The organism is Ferrimonas aestuarii (assembly GCF_005116665.1).
Lineage (GTDB): Bacteria > Pseudomonadota > Gammaproteobacteria > Enterobacterales > Shewanellaceae > Ferrimonas > Ferrimonas aestuarii.
Genome location: NZ_SWCJ01000010.1, coordinates 47,958 through 69,093 on the forward strand (window position 1 = coordinate 47,958; position 21,136 = coordinate 69,093).

A 21,136-nucleotide genomic window follows, 5' to 3' on the forward strand; every position below is an offset into this window, starting at 1 on the left:
ATGCCAACTCAGGTACCTACTCTAAGCCAGTCCCTTGAGGACTGGCTTACTTTTATTCTGGCGGTACACCCTTCTGAGATCGAGATGGGGCTACCCCGAGTTCGTCAAGTGGCCGAAAACATGGGGCTGTTGCAGCTGCCTGAATCGACCATCATCACCGTGGCGGGCACCAATGGCAAAGGCTCGACCTGCGCCATGATGGAGTCCATTTTGCTAGCGGGTGACTTCAGCGTCGGCGTATTTAGCTCGCCCCACCTGCACCGTTACAATGAGCGCGTTCGAATCAACCGTGAGGAGCTGGAAGACCGCGATCACATTGAGGCATTCTCAGCCATCAATGAGGCGCGGGGCGACATCCAACTGACCTTCTTTGAGTACTCCACCTTAGGGGCGCTGTATCTATTTGCCAAATATCGGCCGCAGGTGGTGCTGTTGGAGGTAGGGCTGGGTGGCCGATTGGATGCCACCAACATCATCGATGCGCACATGGCGGTGATCACCTCCATCGATCTTGACCATCAAGAATACCTGGGCAACACCCGGGAAGCGGTAGGCCGTGAGAAGGCTGGTGTGATGCGCCCACAATGTTTTGCCATTATTGGTGAGCCGTCGCCGCCGCAGTCATTGCTGGATTACGGCAACAAGATTGACGCCGGTTTATTGCTGGTTGGGGAAGATTTCTCCGGAGTGTTCTTTGAAGACAGCTGGCAGTTTGATGGTCAATTCCGAACCTTATCAAACCTGCCGATTCCGCAGCTCCCGAAAGCCAATGCCATCACCGCACTGGCGGCGCTGGAGTGCTATTTCCCAAGTTTGACCGACGCGCAGATCCGTCAAGGGCTGCAGCAGGCGCAACTGGCGGGGCGAATGCAGTGGCTGGCTGACAATGTGGTGACCGACGTGGCTCACAACCCTCATGCCTGTCGGCACTTGGCGCAGCAGTTGGCGCAAATAAAAGCCAAGCGTCAAGGTAAGGTGTGGGCGGTATGCGCCATGCTGGAGGACAAAGACATTGAATCCAGCTTAGCCCCGCTTTTGTCGGTCGTGGATCACTGGTTACCGGCGGCGCTGTCAGTCCCTCGGGGCAGCGATGGTAACCGCATTCAGCAGCAAACCGCAGCAAGTGCTTGTTATGGGGATGTGGCTGAGGCCATCGAGACGGCAAAATCACAAGCTGGTGAATTAGATCTAGTCATTGTGTTTGGCTCCTTTTACACTGTGGCACAGGCACAATCGGCAGTTTTGGGAGAGAGCTAGTTGTCGGATCAACTTAAGAATCGAATTGTAGGGACCTTGGTACTCACGGCGTTGGCGGTCATTTTCCTGCCAAATTTACTGGACGGCGAGAAGACGCGCGTTGAGGAGAACTTTGCCACCATTCCTCTGCGTCCGGCGCAGTTGCCAGAGCCGGTACCCGAGCAGGCCTTCACTGCGATTCAAGAGGACGACAACCACTCCTCGGAACCCAAGCCGGAGCCGAAGGCGGATGTGGCGCAAACCCAGCCGGTGAAACCCGCGGAACAAACGGCTAAGGTCGCCGCGGAAAAAGTTAAACCACAAACCAAACCTGAGCCCAAGCCACAACCGCTTAAGCAGGGGTGGACACTTCAGGTGGGTACGTTTAAAAATGCTGACAACGTCACTAAGTTGGTGGCGTCACTGAGAGAGCAGGGCTTTCGTGCTTACACCATCCCCGCGAAGCCAAAGCAAGGCCAGTTGAACCGCGTATTTGTGGGGCCGGACATCTCAAAAGCGAAGCTGCAGAAAGAGCAGCAACGCCTGGCTAAGACCAACAAGCTCAACGCCAGTCTGGTGCGCTATAAGGCCACTGATATATAGGTAAATATCTTGAAAGCCCGCAATTCGCGGGCTTTTTTGTGGATGAGATTTTTTAATGAGAAAGGCTGAAGCTTTTGTTAAAATTGCCGCCCAAACATATTGTTGGAGGCGATTAACGCTGTGATGGTTTGGATTGATTACGCCATATTGGCGGTGGTGGGACTTTCGGTTCTCATCAGCCTAGTGCGAGGCTTCGCCCGTGAAGCTTTGTCACTTTTGGTATGGGTTTTGGCGTTCTTAGTGTCCAGCCGATTTTACGAAGATCTGGCGGTGTACCTCACCCAGATTGACGACCCGATGTTCCGCAATGGCGCATCCATTACTCTTCTTTTTATTGCAACCCTAATCCTCGGCGCCTTGGTTAACTACATTGTTGGCCAGATGGTGGACCGCACCGGCTTAACCGGCACAGATCGGCTGCTTGGTGGGGTATTTGGAGCTGGGCGCGGCATCCTAGTGGTGGCTGCGATTCTCTTTTTCCTAGACAGTTTTACTGGTGCCTCCTCTTCCGAGTGGTGGGATCAGTCTGTATTGATCCCTGAGTTTTCAGCGATCATCGAGTGGTTCTTCGACCACCTGCAACAAAGCTCCAGCTTTTTGAAAAAAGTATAATAAAACCATGACCCTACAAAACATGAACATCTTACCTAACAAGGACACTCAATAATGTGTGGTATCGTTGGAATCGTTGCAAATTCGCCGGTTAACCAAACCATCTACGACGCCTTAACTGTGCTGCAGCACCGCGGTCAGGACGCCGCTGGTATTGTGACCGTAGATGGCGATGCGTTTCGTTTGCGCAAAGCCAATGGTTTGGTGAAAGACGTCTTTGAGATTAAGCACATGCATCGCTTGCAGGGAAACGTTGGCTTAGGCCATGTGCGTTATCCTACCGCAGGCAGCTCCAGCTCTTCAGAAGCTCAGCCTTTTTACGTGAACTCCCCGTTTGGTATCACTCTGGCCCACAACGGCAATTTGACTAACGCCAAAGAGCTTATTGATGAGATGGCTACCATGCGTCGTCACATTAATACCGGCTCGGACTCTGAGCTGCTGCTTAATGTGTTGGCTCACGAAGTGCAGACGATGCCCGGCTATCAACTGACCTCTGATCAGGTATTTGATGCCGTCAGTCAGATGCACAAAAAAGTACGTGGTGCTTATGCTTGTGTGGCGCTGATCATCGGCCAAGGCATGGTGGCGTTCCGTGATCCTTACGGCATTCGCCCTCTGGTTTTGGGTAAGCGCAATGGCGATAAAGGCCAAGAGTACATGGTGGCTTCTGAGAGTGTGGCCCTGGACGCCGTTGGGTTTGAATATCTGCGCGACGTGGCACCTGGTGAAGCGATCTTTGTGGATAACCAAGGCCAGCTGTTCACCAAGCAGTGCGCTGAGAATCCACAACTGGTGCCGTGCATCTTTGAGTTCGTCTATTTTGCCCGTCCAGATTCCACCATTGATGGCATCTCGGTATATGCCAGCCGCGTAAACATGGGCCGGAAACTGGGTGCTAAGATTGCACGTGAGTGGGAAGACAACGACATCGACGTGGTTATTCCTATTCCAGAGACCTCCTGCGATATCGCGCTGCAAATCGCCAATGAGTTGGATCTGCCATACCGTCAGGGTTTTGTGAAAAACCGCTACGTGGGCCGTACCTTTATCATGCCGGGGCAGGAGCAGCGCAAGAAATCGGTTCGTCGCAAGCTCAATGCCATTGCCCAAGAGTTCAAGGGTAAGAACGTGCTGCTGGTGGACGATTCCGTCGTACGTGGCACCACCTCTGAGCAGATCATTGAGATGGCTCGAGAGTCTGGTGCTCGCAAGGTGTACTTTGCGTCCGCAGCGCCTGAGATTCGCTTCCCCAACGTGTATGGCATCGACATGGCGAGTGCCTCTGAGCTGATCGCCTATGGCCGTGACGTTGAAGAGGTGTGTCAGCACATCGGTGCCGATGGCCTTATCTACCAAGACCTGAAAGATCTTGTGGCGGCTGTCAGCGAAGAGAATCCAACGGTGAGCCGTTTCGATACTTCGGTATTCAACGGTGAGTACGTAACTCAGGATGTGGATCAGAGCTACCTGGATCAGCTGACGGAGAATCGTAACGACGATGCGAAGACCAAGCGAGACTCTGAGCAGAGTAGCAACCTCGAGATTCACAACGTGTGTCACCCATAACCGGCGCTAACGGTTATGGATAGAAAAGCCCCGAACTTCGGGGCTTTTTAGTTTGTTCAGTCGTGAAAATTCAGATCGTTTTGCCAGGCACCTCAGATATTGCTGTTTTTATCTAAGACACGGCGCGATTTGGTTTAAAGCTGGGGCCGTTTAGACTCGGCATTCAAATTGGCTTGAAAGGTCATCTACGCCTAATGTTGGCAGAGCTTTCCCTGCTAACTTGTAATTTTTCTCTGCTGTTTTCCCTGACGGGCTCTGCGTCATATTTCCGTTACCTAATTGTCATCCGACCAGTTTAGCTTGCTGTCCTTTAACTAAATCAAGCTCAAAACGTTAAGGGAATCGAACCGATGAATAACATGGACCGTCGTCAATTTATGCGCCTAGGTAGTTGCACCTTGGCCGCGTCTTGTGTGGTGATGCACGCCAGTGCTGACGCCTTCTCACTGTTTTCCAATCAAAGTGTGCCGACAAAGCCGAGCCAAGATGGTATCGACCTTATGGCCGCAGCGGAGATGTTTCCACACTCTATTGCCTCCGGTGATCCTTGTGATTCGGGCGTAGTGCTGTGGACACGCATCAACCCAAACCGCTATCTAGCGGGTGAAACCATGATGGTGGAAGTGTATCGCGACCCCAGCCGAGAGGACTTAGTGCTGTCATTGAGTGTGGATGCTGCTGAGTTTTCACCGGCTCGAGACTGCACTTTAAAGTTGGATCTTGAAGGGCAATTATTGGCTGGACAAACCTATTACTACCGCTTTATCTACCGAGGCGTTAGTAGCCGAGTAGGGCGATGTCGAACCAGCGAGCCTAAAGGCAGCGATCAGGATCAGCTAAAGTTGGCTGTACTGACCTGTCAGGATTACACCAACGGCTATTACGGGGCGCTGAATCAAGTCGCCGAAGACGACAGCATTGACTTTGTGGTGCACTTAGGCGATTTCATCTATGAGAGTGTCGGGGATCCCCGTTTTCAAGAGCTGCCGTTTGAGGACCGGTTAATTCAATTGCCAAGTGGTGCTGCTGTGGCGATGGATCTCGAGGATTATCGCCATCTGTATAAAACCTACCGTAGTGACCTGAATCTGCAGCGTGCGATGGAGCTACACACCTGGATCATCTCCACCGACGATCATGAAACTGCCAACGATGCCTATTGGGATTACGACCGAGATACACTTGGGGTGCCGGATCACCCTCTGACGACGGATCCTGCTCTAGGCAACGACCCACAGAAGCTCAGGCAGTTAAAACTGGACTCCCAGCGGGCTTGGGTGGAGTTCACGCCAACCCGGGTCTATGTGGACGACAGCGCCACCCATCCCCACGATTACAGCCGCATCTATCGCGAGTTCTATTTTGGGGACCTGCTGAGCCTGTACATGACCGACAGCCGCACCTATCGCAGCCCTCACCCCTGCGGCGAAGGCGTAGCCCTTGAGCGCTATGTTCCCATTGGCTGCAGCAATATGGATAACCCAGACCGTACGCTGTTGGGGTTAGAGCAGAAGCAGTGGTTGATTGATGGCTTAACTCGCAAAGACACCCAGTGGAAGGTGATGGGCAACCAAACCTACATGGGTCGCATGGCAGCAACGCTGTTGGGTAAGCCGCTGGCCTTGATCAATGTGGATGCTTGGGATGGTTATCAGGCGGAGCGCCAAGAGTTGGTGGAAGCCGTTAAGTCGGCAGAAGTGGACAATTTTGTGGTGCTTACTGGCGATCTGCACACCTACATCAGTTCCTACATTAAGTTGGATTATGGCAAGTCATTTAACTGGCGCAGCAGCAATCTGGTGGGAGTGGAGTTTATGACGCCGTCGGTCACCTCGGCGGGTTTGGTGGAAGGCTTAGGAAATTTGCTGAATCGCGAGCTTAAGCGGGAGGACATTGCCGATGCTTTGTCTGAAGCGGCGGTGCTGATCAACAACCCTCACATGAAACTGTTTAACAGCTTGGATCATGGCTATTCCACCATCGAGTTTAATCGAGACTTTTGTGAGTGGACCGCGTTTGTGGTGGATAAAGATCAAGCCGATGCCAACGCCAAGCGCACCTTGGCGCGGCATCGTAAGTACAGCGTAATGCCGTGGATTTTCCGTCAGTCTGTGTGATTTAGACCAAGGGCTTTGTCGATGTGACTGTAGATAAAGCCCTGATATATTTTGCCTTCAATCACGAAAACCGGCACTGAAGAGCCGCCAAACAACGCCAGTTCGGAGGCGGCTTCTTCGTCATCATCCACATCAACGCGAGCGAAGTTAACGCCTTGCTCCTTGAAATAGGCTTCGGCTTTTTTGCAGTAGCTGCAGGTCTTGCTGGCGTACATCACCACGTCGTTGTCGTATTTTATGTTGGCATCAATGGCTTTTTTGAACTGGGCCAGTGCTGGAGTTGCCAGCATGGTCAGCGCCAAACCAATGGAGAGTAGGGGTCGAATCATCAGTATTTTCCTCGTTGTGTGTCGATGATTTTTAATCATTTTTTGTATATGTCGAGCATCACGATAGCGATGTTGAGCATGGCTCACAGAACCTGCTAATTGCGTGAAATCATGCCGGTTGATGATGCATTGTTAATTCTAAGGTGACCAAGGTTAACGGCTGAGATATTCTGTGCGCCTCTCCTTTGGAAATGCCGTAACAATCATGCTCGATACCACTTTATTATTGCTGTTTGTCCCTACCTTTTTTGCCGTCGCCATTACCCCAGGAATGTGCATGCTGTTGGCGTTAAGCCTTGGGATGAGTATTGGCTTAAGGCGAACACTGCCCATGATGGCGGGGGAGTTGCTGGGCGTTGCCACTGTGGCTTTGGCGGCAGTACTGGGTGTTGCTGCGCTGCTGTTAACCCACCCTATGTTATTTACCGCACTGAAGCTTGCCGGTGGTGCTTATCTTATCTACCTAGGAGTTCAAGCTTGGCGAGCCAAAGGTGGTTTGGCCAAAACCGAAGCGGTGACGGATGTCAGCCGCCGCAGTCTGATGATGCGTGGGTTCAGTACCGCCATTGCCAACCCGAAGGGCTGGGCATTTATGGTGTCGCTGTTGCCACCTTTTATCAATCAGAGCCAACCGCTGGCGCCTCAGATGACGGCACTGATTGCGATAATCTTAATGTGTGAATTTAGCTGTATGTGCCTCTATGCCTCGGGTGGAAGTGGTTTGAGGCGCTTGCTGCGTCAAGACAACGTCCAGATCCTAAATCGTATCTCTGGCACCGTGATGATGGCCTTAGGGGTATGGTTGTGGATGAGTTAAGCCCAGCCTAGTTGTATTGCTGCAAACCATTCGCTGGTGCTGGCTAGGGGCCAGCGGCTTTTGCATTCTCGGTTGTTGTTTAGCGTCTAATGTCACTGGATACCAGCGTGCGCTGGCAAGGCGTTGGCGGGCTGTGTCGGTGAGTTAGAAAGTAATATCAATTGCAGAATCTGCAAACGTTTCCCTGACGCACGTCAGGGCCCAGCAGATTTTTGCACTCACGGTTGTCGTTTAGATTCTAATGTCACTGGATACCGGCGTGGGCCGGCAAGGCGTTGGCGGGCTGTGTCGGTGACAGGTCGTGCCGATGAGGTAGGGCGCAATATTACTCTCAGAAACTGCAAACGCCTCCCTGACGCACTTCTGGGGCCAGTGGCTTTTGCACTCACGGTTGTCGTTTAGATTCTAATGTCACTGGATACCAGCGTGGGCCGATAAAGAGTTTGTGGGCTGTGTCGGTGAGTTAGGAAGTAATATCAATTGCAGAACCTGCAAACGCCTCCCTGACGCACGTCAGGGCCCAGTGGCTTTTGCATACTCAGTTGTCACTTAGCGTCTAAGCTAACTGGATACCAGCATGCGCTGGCAAAGCGTTGGCGGGTCGTGTCGATGAAGTCGGGCGCAATCTCATTTGCTGAATCTTCAAGCGCTTCCCTGACGAAGGTCAGGGGCCAGAGACCTTTATTCAAAGGCCTAAAAACCAAAAAAGCCCTCAATTGAGAGCTTTTAACTACCTTTATTTGAAAAGGATTAGCCTTCCAAACCTTGGCTTCGCAGGTACTCATCGTAGGTACCGTGGAAGTCGGTAATGCCATCGGATTTCAGTTCGATGATGCGAGTTGCAACCGAGGACACAAACTGACGGTCGTGAGAGACAAACAGTAGGGTACCCGCATAGTTTTCCAGCGCTAAGTTTAGCGCTTCGATGGACTCCATATCCATGTGGTTGGTCGGCTCGTCCATAATCAGAATGTTTGGCTTTTGCATCATCAGCTTACCAAACAGCATGCGACCCTGTTCACCACCGGAGATCACCTTGGTGGATTTCTTAATCTCATTTTGACTAAACAGCATACGACCTAGGAACGAGCGGATGGTTTGCTCATCGGCGCCTTCGGTGGCCCATTGCCCCATCCAATCAAACAGGTTCATGTCTTCGGCGAAGTCGTCGGCGTGATCCTGAGCGTAGTAACCGATGTTGTTATTCTCAGACCACTTGATGGTGCCGGATTTGGCTTCCATGGCGCCGACCAGAGTGTTCAGTAGGGTGGATTTACCCACACCGTTTTGACCGATGATGGCGATGCGCTCGCCCACTTCAACCCGCATATCGAGGCCTTTGAATAGCAGTTCATCGTAGCCTTGAGACAGGTTTTCAATCTCAAGGGCGGTACGGAACAGCTTTTTCTCTTGTTCGAAGCGGATAAATGGCGATTGACGGCTGGACGCTTTCACTTCATCCAACTGAATCTTATCGATCTGCTTGGCGCGCGATGTCGCCTGACGGGCTTTGGATGCGTTGGCAGAGAAGCGGCTTACAAAGCTTTGCAGCTCGGCAATCTGGGCTTTCTTCTTGGCGTTATCGGCTAGCATACGCTCGCGGGCCTGCTCTGCGGCGGTCATGTACTCGTCGTAGTTACCGTGGTACATGCGCAGCTCACCGTAATCGATGTCTGCCATGTGAGTGCACACGCCGTTCAGGAAGTGGCGGTCGTGGGAGATGATGATCATGGTGCAACTGCGAGCCTGAAGTACCTCTTCCAACCAGTGAATGGTGTGAATGTCCAAGTTGTTGGTAGGCTCATCCAGCAGCATGATGTCTGGGTCTGCGAACAGTACCTGAGCCAGCAGTACTCGGACTTTCAGACCTGGTGCAACGGCACTCATTAGGCCGAAATGTTGCTCTTCAGGAATACCTAGGCCAAGCAGCAGTTCTCCGGCACGGGCTTCGGCGCTGTAGCCGTCCATTTCGGCGAATTCGACTTCCAGATCGGCAACTTTAAGGCCATCTTCTTCAGACATCTCAGGTAGGCTGTAGATGCGGTCGCGCTCCGCTTTGACTTCCCACAACTTCTTGTCACCCATGATCACAGTGTCGATAACGGAGAACTCTTCGAATGCCCACTGATCCTGACCCAGTTTGGCCATGGTGGTGTTGGCTTCCAGACTGACGTTACCGGCAGATGGCTCCAATTCACCGGAGAGGATCTTCATGAAGGTCGACTTGCCGGCGCCGTTAGCACCGATAAGGCCGTAGCGGTTACCGCCGCCGAACTTAGCGTTGATCTCTTCAAATAGGGGCTTATCCCCAAATTGCATGGTGATGTTGGAGGCGATGATCAAAGTGACACTTCCTATTGATGATGAATTTTAAAAAACGCAGCAGGGTACCGAGCCAGAGCGCTGTGCGCAAGTTTTATTCGGTATTGGTGACAGGAGGATGACGTTTTTGCCAATCAGCTCTTGGGCACTGGCTACCGGCGTGCACCGGTAAGGCGCTGTCGGTCTGTGTCGATGAAGTAGGGCGTAATACCATTGGCTGAATTATCAAACGTCTCCCTGACGCACGTCAGGGCCCAGTGGCTTTTGTTGTTTAGCTTTAGGTTGCTGGATACCGGCCTTCGCCGGTAAGGCGCTGTTGAGCAGTGTTGATGAAGTAGGGCGTAATATCATTGGCTGAATCATCAAACGTCACCCTGACGCAAGTCAGGGCCTAGCGGCTTTCCAGTGCTCTGAAACCTAAGGTTCAGACAACAAAAAGCCCAGCATAATGCTGGGCTTTGAAGCGCTTATATAAGCGACTAATTAGCTTTTGATGCCTTCGTGGTCAGCGGTCACTGCCACTTCTTCCTCTAAGGCTTCTTCTTCGCTCTTGGTGTGGCCATCTTCAGCGCCGTGCATCCAATCAACCAGCTTGTCAGCCATGAAATACAGGATGATGCCCGACAGAACTGCAGTGATGAAGATACCGGAGAAGATGCCCATGGCGTTAGCCAGCTGCTCTTCGGCGTCGCCACCGTGGCCGATAAGGGAACCGATTACGCCGCCAACTTTATTCGCAATAGCAACGAACAGGAACCACGCACCCATCATCAATGAGGCGATACGCAGCGGAGCAAGCTTGGTTACCATCGACAGACCGATAGGAGATAAGCACAGTTCACCCATGGTGTGGAAGAAGTATGCACCTACCAACCACAGCATGGAGGATTTGTTAGTTGGGTCACCATCCATCTCGATAACGGCACCCATCATGAACAGGAAGCCGATCGCTAGAAGTACCAGACCCATCGCGAACTTCACAGGAGAGTTCGGCTCACGATCACCTAGGCGAACCCAGATGGAAGCGATAACAGGAGCAAAGATAACAATGAACATGGCGTTCAAAGACTGGAACCAAGTGGTAGGTACTTCCCAGTCGCCGATCATGCGGTCGGTGAAGTCATTGGTGAACAGGTTCATCAAACCACCAGCTTGCTCGAAGCCCGCCCAGAACACGATGGTGAACAGACCCATGACCATGATCACTTTGATGCGATCGCGTTCAACTTGAGTCAGGGGCTCTTTACGAACTTCCGTTTGCTGCTGCTTTTCAAGCTTAGCTGCAGGAACGGTACCGATGTCGCCCAGTAGTTTCTGTGCAAACAGGAACTGGATGATCAGAGACATCACCATACCGATACCGGCACAGATAAAGCCAGCCTGGAAGTTGCCATCGTAAGCTTCAACAACAGAACCTACGATGATGCCGGATAGGAATGCACCAACGTTAATACCCATGTAGAAGATGGTAAAGGCACCATCACGGCGATGATCGCCTTCTTCATACAGGTCACCTACCATGGTAGAGATGTTTGGCTTAAATAGACCGTTACCTAGGATAAGGGTACCCAGACCAAGGTAGAACATCTCGGTTTCCATGCCTGGCACCCAAGCGTGTGGGGTGCCCAGCATGAACTGACCGGCAGCCATTAGGAAACCACCAAGATAGATCGCTTTGCGCTGTCCTAAATAGTTATCGGCTAGCCAGCCACCGATGAGAGGTGTCAGGTAAACAAGACCGGTAAAGGTACCGTAGAGGGAAAGGGCGTCGGCTTGGGTCCAACCCAGACCGTGGCCGCCTTGATTGCTGACTTGGTCAACAAGATAAAGTACCAAGATGGCACGCATAGCGTAGTAGCTAAAGCGTTCCCAAAGCTCGGTGGTAAACAGCAGGAACAGTCCTTTAGGATGTCCCAGCATAGTACCTGCTTGCGGTTTTGCTGCGCTCATTTGAGTTATAACCTTCTTTGCGTTTTTTACAATTATGTGTCGAAGCAATGGGCGAAACTGCTTCAACTCCCCACCAATATAATGGTTTTTCAGAGGCGGAGGGATGCACTTGTATACCTTTTTCAGCGGGTGAAAGTCAATGGCAGCGGGCGATCTAGGAGGGGGAGGTGTTACTAATTCGTACTATTCAAACGCCTAGCCACATATTTCCAATAAAATGAACAAAATGATTCAAATATAAGGATTAAGGCACATTTATCTCTGTAGATTGCTACTGAGGCCAGTGTGAAAACGTTGCTGTAAAAAAGAATTAGATTGCTTACTCTAGGCCCGTGGATTCCTATTGGCGAAAGTGTCACAATGGTGGCAATCGCTATGGATGGCGTGCACAAGAAAAATAGTAGGGACGTTAATCATGCTTGAGTGGTTTCTTTTCAAGGTAAATGCTCGTTCAGAGTACCGCATCACAGCCTTATGCCGACAATTGGATCTTCGTACGTTCCTTCCTGTCGTAACCAAGGCCCAATCGGCCTCAGCGCCTACGCTTTTGTTTCCTGGCTATCTGTTTATTCGAGTTGACCCGTATTCGCCTCGTTGGCGTCAAGTTCAGCACCTTGACGGCGTGCAGGCTTTGGTCAGGACAGCGGGAGAGATCCGGCCGGTCGAGTTGTCGCTTATTTTGTCGTTAAAGCGTCGATTAAAGCCAAAAGCGACGAAAGTGCTTCAAATACCTGAGCCCGGCCAATCGATTCAGTTGAATTATTTTGGATTTGAACAAATAGATGCCATTTTTGAGGAACCCTGTGCCAACGAACGATGTCGGATATTAATCAACATCTTGGGCGGTGAACGCAGTTTAACTGTGCCAATTCAAGCTGTTGTTTAAAACGATTAGCATGATAATCGCTCATGAGTTGCAATAATCAGAGATAACTGCGGCATAAGAGTTTGCGAGGCGTACTAAAACACAAGTACAATGGCCCACTTGATTGTGGGGCCTCGTTGATTGTTATTTAAGCGTTTTGGCGAGCTTGCGGTAGATGCTGCTTTTGCACTCAACGACCTTTATTGTGACAGTTTTTTTACTGTCCTCGTGCATGATGCACGTCAGATCACTAAAAAGTTGAAACATCGATAATGAAACACAACCTGACCAGTTACCTTTCTCGATTATGGGCCTTTGTTGTATTAGCGGTAGCAATTCCGGCTGCGGCTGTGAATGTTACTCCGCAGATGATGGAGCAGTTTCAGAACCTTCCTCCGTCGCAGCAACAGGCATTAGCGCAGCAATATGGCATTGACCCTTCAATGCTGCAGCAGATGCAGACTCAATCAACTGGTCAGATACAGCAGCCAAACCAACCGTTGGTTAATCCTGTTTGGAATCAGCAAAATGAGCAGTTTGAAGCTGAAAAAGCTGAGGACGAGCTGACCGAAGAACTTAAGCCTTTCGGCTATGAGTTATTTGAAGGGGTGCCCACCACATTTGCTCCTGTCACCGATGTTCCTGTGCCACAAGATTATCGGCTGGGTCCTGGGGACACCTTGGTTGTTCAACTTTTTGGCAAAGATAACCGTGATTATCGCCTACAAGTGGATCGCCAAGGCGTCATTCAATTTCCTGAACTAGGCCCAATTAACCTGTCCGGACTGAGCTTTGAAGACGCCAAGGCGTTACTGGTTGAACGGGTTAGCCGCCAGATGATTGGCCAGAGTGTTTACGTCAGCATGGGCGAACTTCGCTCTATCCGCATCTTTGTTGCTGGTGATGCCAATAATCCGGGGTCTTATACCGTGAGCAGCCTTTCCAGTGCCTCTCAGGCGCTGTTTGTGGCCGGCGGCATCAAAGAGATCGGCTCCCTGCGTAACATCCAGGTCAAGCGAGCAGGCAAATTGGTTGGTCATTTCGATGTTTATGATCTTCTGATGCGCGGAGATGCCTCAGGAGACGTGCCGCTGCAATCTGGCGATGTGGTGTTTATCCCACCTGTGGGGGCCACTGTGGCCGTTGAGGGGGATGTGCGCCGCCCGGCAATCTATGAGCTGGTCGGGAATGAGACCATGAGCGACTTGGTGTCGATGGCTGGTGGTTTAAAACCTGGTGCTTATCCAAAAGCGTCTGTGGTTGAGCGTTTCAATTCAGCGTATCGAAAGCAAGCAGTCAATGTTGATCTAACCTCCCAGTCTGGTCTGAAAGCTCAAGCCAAAGATGGTGACCGTTTGTTGGTTCGCTCTACTAATGAACGTTTTGATGAGACCATTACTATTATGGGCGCGGTATCCCGCCCTGGTGTTTATCAGTGGCAGCAAGGGCAACGAGTTAGTGACCTACTGCCGTCGCTGCGCTCAGATCTTCGCTCTCAGGCTTTTGTTGATTACGCCCTAATCATTCGTGAAGTTAATTTCCGCGGAGATATCGAAGTTCTCGGCTTTAATCTCGCCGAAGCGATAGGACAGCCAAATTCTAAAGAGAACTTGACCTTACAAGGCGATGACGTTCTGATGGTGTTCAACCAGCGCGATGATGTAGTTGATCGCCGTGAGTTGGCCAAGTTTTTCAACAAGGTTCAAGAGGATCAGGAACTGCTGAATAAGTCGAAACAGCAGGAACTACCTTTGCTATCGCAGCAGCAATACCTACTTCAGAATCAAAGCAATAATGCCGTAGCGCGCACTGAGATCGCTGGTGTTGCTTTAAATGAGGAAGAGGTCCAAAAAGATCAAGAAGAGATCGAAGAACTGCGCTCCAAGTTGCTGCTGACGCTGTTTGATAATCCCGCTTTGATTAAGCTTTCTCCTCAACTTACCCGTGAGGAGCTACTGTTAGGGGTTATTGCAAAACTAGAAAACCAAGCCGACTACTCCAACAGTAGCCAAGTCGTTGGCGTCGTTGGAGAGGTGTACTTCCCTGGTGTGTATCCATTGGTGAAGAATGGCCATATTGATGATTTGATTGCCATGGCTGGTGGCCTCAAAGAGAGTGCCTTCTTGCTGCAAGCTGAGTTGACACGCTCCAGCAGCAACGCCTATGCACAAGGAGGTACTGAGCACATTCAAGTTGCACTGGAAGCGCTTCTTAAGGGACACAATGAATCCAACTATGCGCTGCAAAGCAAAGACCGGCTCAATATCTTCTCTCAGCCTGATTGGCAGGAAAATCCAACCATCGAGCTAAAAGGTGAAGTACGCTTCCCTGGAGTTTACTCAATTCAAAAGGGTGAAACTTTGTATGAAGTGTTGGCTCGAGCCGGAGGTTTCACCGATTATGCTTACCCATTTGGTGCGGTTTTCACCAGAGAGTCTATGCGTAAGCAGGAGCAGTTAGAGATGCGCCGCGTTACCGAACGCCTGCGCAAGGAGCTAGCTAACCGTCTTTTGTCCGAATCGGGCAATTTTGCCTCAGTCTCAGATACTCAGGTTATGCTGGCTGAGCTTGAAAAAGTAGAAGCGGTTGGTCGTTTGGTTATCGATGCCAAAAGTATCGAACAGAACAACAAGAAAGCCGATATCGTTGTTGAAAACGGCGATCTTCTTTATATCCCGCCCAAGCGTGAGATTGTTGCGGTAATGGGTGAGGTGCAGCACCCAACGTCTCATCGCTTTGATGCCAGTATGTCATTGGATGACTATTTAAGAATGTCTGGTGGCCAGACTGAACGTGCCGATAGTGGCCGAATGTACATTGTGCGAGCAGACGGTTCGGTGGTTCTGCCAGAGCGCTCCTACTGGTTCGACTCTGAGCAGCAACTCAAGCCTGGAGACACCATTATTGTGCCGCTTGAGACGAACTACAAAGATGGTCTGACGTTGTGGTCTCAGGTAACGTCAATTATTTACAACACTGCTGTAGCACTTTCAGCGCTGAATATTTTGTGATTTAACGGAGATATTTTGATTACGGCTAAATCACGGTTTCAAGATGCCTTTCCTGAGGTGAAGGGCATTAAAGGAGCCAAACTCAGCTTTAAGTTACAACTCGAGATGACGTGGTAAAGGCTCGATGACTATTGAATTAAAGAGCTCTGTAGATGAGCAGGATATCGATTACTCTCCGAGCGTGAACAAACACGTTTGGAGAAGCAGTAATGCGATTGATTCGAGCAAAAAGGCGTTGAAGCAGTCGGTTGTTTATCTTTACTGCCCAGATTCTCGAGAAGATGAACTGCGCTCCATCGTTGCTGATTACCCATTTAAATTGGTGATAAATCAATACGACATTGACGAGCCTATCGGAAAGGTCATTTGTCATTTTGACAGTTTTAATCTGAATGATAAGCAGAAGGCGTTTCTAGTTCACATGACGGAGGTTGGCGCATGGGTAGAGCCATTCGTCAGTTATTTAGATCGCCGATTTGGCTATACCGAAGTGTCCTTGCTGAAAAGTAACTACTTTTTGCATCAAAAAGCGTTTTCCATACTCTCCAATAAACGTACTCGTAGAGCAAAGCGTGTCATTGACTTATGTGCGGCGATTACGTTGCTGGTGTTGACCTTTCCCATCTGTCTGATAACCATTTTTGCCATCAAGTTAGAGAGTCGCGGTCCGATCATCTACAAACAAAAGCGTGTCGGTGAGTACAACAACGAATTTGATGTGATCAAGTTTCGCTCAATGACCACGGATGCTGAGGCCAATGGGGCCAAATGGGCCACTCAAAATGATTCTAGAGTCACTCGAGTGGGTCGATTTATCCGTAAAACGCGAATTGATGAAATACCTCAAGTAATCAACATCTTGAAAGGGGAGATGTCGATCGTAGGTCCTCGCCCAGAGCGAGAAGTGTTCATTAACAAACTTGAACAAGAGATCCCATATTACCGTTTTCGCCATGCTGTAAAGCCTGGTGTGACTGGGCTAGCTCAGGTTAGCTACCCTTACGGAGCCTCAATAGAGGATGCGATCTGGAAGCACAAGTTTGATATTTATTACATCAAACATCACAGCACTCTATTGGATTTAAAAATTCTACTAAAAACCGTCAAAGTTGTGCTTTTTGGGATGGGGCGATAGCGTACAGATTGTTATGAATCAACATTTTACATTGAATATCAACGAATTGATTAAGTTACTCTGGCAACGAAAATTGCTGATTATTGTAGTGACAGGCATTTTTGCCATCGGTTCGGTCGTGTTTGCTCTAAGTCTGCCTAATATCTACAAAGCTGAGGTGTTGTTGTCTCCACAAACGGCAGACAATGATATGCGTAATATTGGCGCCGAACTGGGAGGCTTGGCGGCTCTTGCTGGAATCTCCGCAACTGGGGGGAACTCTGAAGAGGTAAATCTTGCGCTTCAAACCATCACCTCCCGTATCTTTGTCGATCACTTCATTACCAAGCATGAACTGTTAGTGCCGTTGATGGCCCTCGAAGGCTGGTCGGATAAAACCGGCGATTTGACTTACAACGATCAGATTTATGATGTTGCCTCCGGCCAATGGACACGGGAGGTTGAAGCTCCTAAAGCTCCTGAGCCTTCTGCTTGGGAGGCCTATAAGGTGTTTATTGAACAGATTGAATATGAGCGCCTTAAAGACAGCGGCTTTGTTCGTGTTAGCTTGACCTCATTATCGCCAGTATTGGCGCAAGAGTGGGTAACCTGGATGGTAACTGACCTGAATAACTGGGTTAAGACTCGCGATATTGAAGAGATCAATAAAAACATCTTGTACCTGACGGCTCAGATGAAAAAGACCGAGCTGTCTTCGATGCAGCAGATTTTCAATAACCTGATCGAAGAACAGGTAAAACGCTTAATGCTGGCAGAAGCTCAAGATGAGTACGTGTTCAAAGTTATCGACCCAGCGGTAGTGCCTGAAGAGAAGGTTTCACCAAAGCGTGCTGTCATCTGCATTTTGGGGACGTTCTTGGGCGGCATTGTTTCCGTCTTGCTGGTGTTATTTTTGGCATACCGAAAAGCATAATCCGTGTTTTATTACCTTCTCGTTGGATTGGTTACAGGTGGTTTTGCCCTCGCAGCAATGCAGCTGAGAGAGTATCGCTACTTGTTTATGTTTCCGTTGTTTGTCCTAACGGCCTATTTTGTTGGCTTTCGAGACATTAGCATCGGCACCGATACCCTCAGATACAGCGAGATCTATTTCGATATCCAACCGTTATCGAACGCGTTAGCAATAGGTAACTTTGGGTTTGAAGCACAGCGTATTGAGGCCGGTTTCGTATTACTGGCCTCAGTTTTTAGAGAATTCGATGCTGGGTTTCAGCATTTCCTGTTTTTTCTAAACTTCCTTACTGTAAGTGTGATTTTTTATTCTTACCAGCGGATTGATAAGAATATTGCACCTATCTTAGTGTTTCTCTATACCTGTACGTTCACCTACTTCACATTGCAGTACAACATCGTTAGACAAGGGGTTGCGGTGGCGTTTTGCACCCTTGCATTCTGCTATTTGTTGCAAAATAGGCGATGGCCATTTTTGGTGTTAACCCTATTAGGTGCTTCATTCCATTCGATATCCATATTGTTTTTGGTCGTATGGCCAGTTCGAAAGTTTCGCTGGCACCCCGGATATGCGCTGGTATTTATCCCGCTGTCTATTGGTGTTGCCAGTGTCGACTTTTTGCAAGAGTTGACCTCTCTGTTGTCTCCATACAGCGTTACAGTGTATCGAGTAGCGAACTACATGTTGACGCAGGCGGGGGAGATCAACTTATTGAGTCTCTCGGTGGTGTTGGATTTTTTGCTGATTGTCTACTGCATTGTGGACTCGAAATTTCTAACCAAACAGTCTGATTACTTTAACCCGGTGCTGACGGCTTTTGTCATCGGTTTCTTAGGCATGTTAGCTCTGCATGAGCTTAAGTTGTTGTCACTTCGGTATTACTACTTGTTTTGCCCATTTGAAGTGATCACTTTTTATATGGCTTTGCATCGATTCACAGGGCGATATCTGGTTAAAGAGGTGATTGTTGTTAGCCTCGGCTTTTTATGGCTATTGAAAAACGTCTACGTGACCGCACAATTTATTACAAGCTATTAGTATGAAAAAAGTTACTGTCTATTTAATCACCCAGAATCGAAAGCAACTGCTGGTTCGCGCAATAGAATCTGTACTGCAGCAGGATTACGACAATCTCGAGTTGATTGTGGTCGATGATTGTTCGACAGACGGAACTGCGGACGTGCTTGCTGATTATGAGAATGAGCCTAGATTACGTTATTTTATTAATGAGCGTATTCAAGGCGCTTGTTATTCCCGTAATCGCGCAATTAAACACGCCTCGGGGGAGTTGATCACCGGTTTAGATGATGATGACTACTTTGAACCCAATCGCGTTAGTGAGTTGGTTGAAGCTTACAGCGATGACTACGCATTTGTTTGTAGCTGCTGTAATGAGCTGTCGCAGGATGGCACTAAGATCTATCGTCCAAATGGCTTTCCTGAGGGGGAATTTGGCCTAGATGCGCTGCTCCATAACAATTTAGTGGGGAATCAAGTATTAACTAGCAAGGCGAAATTTGAATCGGTGGGTGGTTTTGACGTTGAAATGCCTGCGTTTCAAGATTTCGATACTTGGGTTCGCCTGTTGGCGAAGTACCCTAAGGCAGCCAAAATTTCATCACCAAGCTATGTGCTTCAGACGGATCATGGTAGCCAGAGAATATCGAGCAGCTCCAACCGTAAACTGGACGGTTTGACGCGCTTTATTGCTAAGCATAAACGTCATATGACTTCCGCGCATTTGAAGTCTATGAAAATACTGAAGTTTAAGGTGTCTGGCTCCAAATATGGCTTGGGAGACTTGATAAGTTCGATTAGCGTGCATAACTACCGTTCTGCTCTGAGTTTATACCTTGCTCAGAACTGCAGCGGTTTAAAGCAAAAGCTAGATGGTAGAAAAGCAAATTGAACACCATGTCTAAGCCTTTAGTTGAAGTGTTGATAGCGACCTATGAAGAGAGAATCTCATGTGTGAAATCGGTTGTCGCTCAACAACACGCTAATTTACGTTATCGTGTTGTTCATCAGACGCCCTCGGGAAACCAGTACGCAGAAGAGGTCAGTCAGCTCATCACCGGACGAGATGATATTAACTACCATCGATTGCAGAGTCGCGGAGTTACCAAAAGTCGCAACTGGGCGCTGAAGCATGCTGAAGGAGACATCATTGTGTTTATGGACGATGATGTGTTGCTGGAGAAAAACTTCTATGAGGTGATCGTTAAGGCTTTTCAAGCGATGCCTCAAGCCGACCTATTGACGTTTAGCATTAAAGAAACTGGAACGGATGCCTTACTTAAACCTTATCCAGCATCTAGTATTCGTCACCATAAAGGAAGCATATTGAAGGTTGGTACTATTGAGGTGGCTGGACGCTTAAGTCGTCTGCGAGAAACTGCTCAAGCGTTTCCTGAGTACCTGGGGGCCGGTACCTCACTATCTGCTTGTGATGAACCGGTTTATCTGTCGAGGCTAATGAAAGCAGGCTTGAGACTATTTTCATACCCACAAGTGATTGCATGCCACCCAAGGCTTTCATCAGGTAAAGTGTTTGAAAATGAATCACAATTTGTCTGCCGAGGCGTAGCATTTCGTGAGATTTTTGGCATGTGGTTGGCTCCCTTCGCAATCGTATATTTTTATTTGAAAAATAGGTCAAAGTTTTCTTGGGCTGAAGGCAGCCCATTGAGTGCTTTTTTTAAAGGCTATTTTTTGTACTCAACGTTAAAGAAGTAGATGATGAAGCAAGAACTGGTCTCTATTATTACGCCCAGCTACAACAGCTTGGATACTATTGAGCGAACCATAGAGTCTGTCATTGCGCAGACTTACACCAATTGGGAGATGATAATCGTTGACGACTGCTCCATCGATGACTCCAGAGAGCTAATTCAATCATGGTGTGAAAGAGATCGCCGGATCCAGTTGGTTGCAAGAGGGTGGAACGCAGGTCCTGCGGTGACTCGAAATCGAGGCATCAGTGTTGCGAAAGGACGTTACATTGCCTTTCTTGATGCCGATGATACTTGGTTCCCACACAAGTTAGAGACTCAGATCGCGTTCATGCAACAAAATGGTGTCGCATTTAGCTTTAGCAGCTATCAAAGAACCAATGAAGCCGGGGATAAACTGGGAGTTATCGCTGCGCCAGAGAGCATCACTTATGATCAACTGTTGGATTGTTGCAAAATTGGGTGTTTGACCGCGTGTTACGATCGCGAACAGTTGGGTACCGTTTACATGCCTAATATTGCAAAGCGCCAAGATTTCGGATTGTGGCTGCGACTGTTGTCTTTGACACCAAAGGCCTATGGCATTCAGGAAACCCTTGCGGACTACCGCGTGGCTAGAAATAGCGTATCTTCAAATAAACTAGTGGCGGCAAAATACCAGTGGCGCGTCTACCGCGAAGTGGAGAAGCTGAGCCTGATGAAGTCGTTAAAGCATTTCACTTGTTACGCCGTCGCTGGCGTGGCCAATCGAATTTAATTTCCGGTAACACTTTATTTAAGCTTTTCAAATGGATTTGGATAGGATTGAACTCCGTGTCGTTACGGCGCTCTTAATTTGTTTAGAGGACAATTTGAGCTGCCTCACTTCTTAAACGCTTTGGTGCCC

The 21,136-nt window shown here is 49.2% G+C and carries 17 protein-coding genes; 14 read left to right on the top strand and 3 right to left on the bottom strand.

All coding sequences use genetic code 11. The features are described 5' to 3' along the window. The 5 genes from folC (at nt 1) to FCL42_RS13310 (ending at nt 6,137) form a co-directional block, all read left to right on the top strand. Nucleotides 1-1,257 carry a bifunctional tetrahydrofolate synthase/dihydrofolate synthase gene (folC, locus tag FCL42_RS13290; protein WP_136863908.1) on the top strand — a complete coding sequence of 419 codons (1,257 nt, stop codon included), beginning with the start codon at nt 1-3 and terminating at the stop codon, nt 1,255-1,257. Then, complete coding sequence (locus FCL42_RS13295; protein ID WP_136863909.1) at nt 1,258-1,839, top strand: SPOR domain-containing protein; 582 nt, start codon at nt 1,258-1,260, stop codon at nt 1,837-1,839. It begins immediately after the preceding gene. A gap of 123 nt (nt 1,840-1,962) precedes the next feature. Then, nucleotides 1,963-2,451 carry a CvpA family protein gene (locus tag FCL42_RS13300; RefSeq protein WP_136863985.1) on the top strand — a complete coding sequence of 163 codons (489 nt, stop codon included), beginning with the start codon at nt 1,963-1,965 and terminating at the stop codon, nt 2,449-2,451. Nucleotides 2,452-2,505: 54 nt separating this feature from the next. Then, the gene (purF, locus tag FCL42_RS13305) at nt 2,506-4,020 is read left to right on the top strand and encodes an amidophosphoribosyltransferase (RefSeq protein WP_136863910.1); all 1,515 of its coding nucleotides are present in this window, start codon (nt 2,506-2,508) and stop codon (nt 4,018-4,020) included. Between the two features lie 350 nt (nt 4,021-4,370). After that, nucleotides 4,371-6,137 carry an alkaline phosphatase D family protein gene (locus FCL42_RS13310; RefSeq protein WP_136863911.1) on the top strand — a complete coding sequence of 589 codons (1,767 nt, stop codon included), beginning with the start codon at nt 4,371-4,373 and terminating at the stop codon, nt 6,135-6,137. Here FCL42_RS13310 and FCL42_RS13315 read toward each other — a convergent pair. Beyond that, complete coding sequence (locus FCL42_RS13315) at nt 6,125-6,466, bottom strand: glutaredoxin family protein (protein ID WP_169308389.1); 342 nt, start codon at nt 6,464-6,466, stop codon at nt 6,125-6,127. The genes FCL42_RS13310 and FCL42_RS13315 overlap by 13 nt on opposite strands. A gap of 205 nt (nt 6,467-6,671) precedes the next feature. Here FCL42_RS13315 and FCL42_RS13320 point away from each other — a divergent pair, with 205 nt between their 5' ends. Then, the gene (locus FCL42_RS13320; protein ID WP_136863913.1) at nt 6,672-7,283 is read left to right on the top strand and encodes a LysE family translocator; all 612 of its coding nucleotides are present in this window, start codon (nt 6,672-6,674) and stop codon (nt 7,281-7,283) included. 750 nt (nt 7,284-8,033) lie between these two features. Here FCL42_RS13320 and FCL42_RS13325 read toward each other — a convergent pair. Further along, entirely contained in the window at nt 8,034-9,626 is a 1,593-nt protein-coding gene (locus FCL42_RS13325) for an ABC-F family ATPase (RefSeq protein ID WP_136863914.1), read from the bottom strand. Nucleotides 9,627-10,088: 462 nt separating this feature from the next. After that, complete coding sequence (locus tag FCL42_RS13330; RefSeq protein WP_136863915.1) at nt 10,089-11,555, bottom strand: peptide MFS transporter; 1,467 nt, start codon at nt 11,553-11,555, stop codon at nt 10,089-10,091. A gap of 415 nt (nt 11,556-11,970) precedes the next feature. Between FCL42_RS13330 and FCL42_RS13335 the strand changes: the two genes are divergently transcribed. The 8 genes from FCL42_RS13335 (at nt 11,971) to FCL42_RS13370 (ending at nt 21,007) form a co-directional block, all read left to right on the top strand. Beyond that, complete coding sequence (locus FCL42_RS13335) at nt 11,971-12,441, top strand: transcription termination/antitermination NusG family protein (RefSeq protein ID WP_169308390.1); 471 nt, start codon at nt 11,971-11,973, stop codon at nt 12,439-12,441. Between the two features lie 251 nt (nt 12,442-12,692). Next, nucleotides 12,693-15,431 carry an SLBB domain-containing protein gene (locus tag FCL42_RS13340; protein WP_136863917.1) on the top strand — a complete coding sequence of 913 codons (2,739 nt, stop codon included), beginning with the start codon at nt 12,693-12,695 and terminating at the stop codon, nt 15,429-15,431. A gap of 124 nt (nt 15,432-15,555) precedes the next feature. Then, nucleotides 15,556-16,566, top strand: a complete 1,011-nt coding sequence (locus FCL42_RS13345) for a sugar transferase (protein ID WP_136863918.1) — start codon at nt 15,556-15,558, stop codon at nt 16,564-16,566. A 13-nt stretch (nt 16,567-16,579) separates the two neighbouring features. Next, on the top strand, nt 16,580-17,479 hold the full coding sequence (locus FCL42_RS13350) for a Wzz/FepE/Etk N-terminal domain-containing protein (RefSeq protein ID WP_136863919.1): 900 nt from the start codon (nt 16,580-16,582) through the stop codon (nt 17,477-17,479). 3 nt (nt 17,480-17,482) lie between these two features. Further along, nucleotides 17,483-18,556, top strand: coding sequence for an EpsG family protein (locus tag FCL42_RS13355; protein WP_136863920.1), 1,074 nt, complete (start codon nt 17,483-17,485; stop codon nt 18,554-18,556). Between the two features lies 1 nt (nt 18,557). Then, a complete protein-coding gene (locus tag FCL42_RS13360) occupies nt 18,558-19,427 on the top strand; it encodes a glycosyltransferase (protein ID WP_136863921.1) in 870 nt (289 codons plus the stop codon). Nucleotides 19,428-19,432: 5 nt separating this feature from the next. Beyond that, nucleotides 19,433-20,254 (top strand): glycosyltransferase family A protein, encoded by an 822-nt coding sequence (locus FCL42_RS13365; RefSeq protein ID WP_136863922.1) that lies wholly within the window; start codon nt 19,433-19,435, stop codon nt 20,252-20,254. Then, the gene (locus FCL42_RS13370) at nt 20,255-21,007 is read left to right on the top strand and encodes a glycosyltransferase family 2 protein (RefSeq protein WP_136863923.1); all 753 of its coding nucleotides are present in this window, start codon (nt 20,255-20,257) and stop codon (nt 21,005-21,007) included. Nucleotides 21,008-21,136: the final 129 nt, after the last annotated feature.

Coding starts and splice junctions, on each gene's coding strand:
- folC (WP_136863908.1), top strand. CDS start 1: ATGCCAACTCAGGTACCTACTCTAAGCCAGTCCCTTGAGGACTGGCTT.
- FCL42_RS13300 (WP_136863985.1), top strand. CDS start 1,963: ATGGTTTGGATTGATTACGCCATATTGGCGGTGGTGGGACTTTCGGTT.
- purF (WP_136863910.1), top strand. CDS start 2,506: ATGTGTGGTATCGTTGGAATCGTTGCAAATTCGCCGGTTAACCAAACC.
- FCL42_RS13310 (WP_136863911.1), top strand. CDS start 4,371: ATGAATAACATGGACCGTCGTCAATTTATGCGCCTAGGTAGTTGCACC.
- FCL42_RS13315 (WP_169308389.1), bottom strand. CDS start 6,466: ATGATTCGACCCCTACTCTCCATTGGTTTGGCGCTGACCATGCTGGCA.
- FCL42_RS13320 (WP_136863913.1), top strand. CDS start 6,672: ATGCTCGATACCACTTTATTATTGCTGTTTGTCCCTACCTTTTTTGCC.
- FCL42_RS13330 (WP_136863915.1), bottom strand. CDS start 11,555: ATGAGCGCAGCAAAACCGCAAGCAGGTACTATGCTGGGACATCCTAAA.
- FCL42_RS13335 (WP_169308390.1), top strand. CDS start 11,971: ATGCTTGAGTGGTTTCTTTTCAAGGTAAATGCTCGTTCAGAGTACCGC.
- FCL42_RS13340 (WP_136863917.1), top strand. CDS start 12,693: ATGAAACACAACCTGACCAGTTACCTTTCTCGATTATGGGCCTTTGTT.
- FCL42_RS13345 (WP_136863918.1), top strand. CDS start 15,556: ATGACTATTGAATTAAAGAGCTCTGTAGATGAGCAGGATATCGATTAC.
- FCL42_RS13350 (WP_136863919.1), top strand. CDS start 16,580: ATGAATCAACATTTTACATTGAATATCAACGAATTGATTAAGTTACTC.
- FCL42_RS13360 (WP_136863921.1), top strand. CDS start 18,558: ATGAAAAAAGTTACTGTCTATTTAATCACCCAGAATCGAAAGCAACTG.
- FCL42_RS13365 (WP_136863922.1), top strand. CDS start 19,433: ATGTCTAAGCCTTTAGTTGAAGTGTTGATAGCGACCTATGAAGAGAGA.
- FCL42_RS13370 (WP_136863923.1), top strand. CDS start 20,255: ATGATGAAGCAAGAACTGGTCTCTATTATTACGCCCAGCTACAACAGC.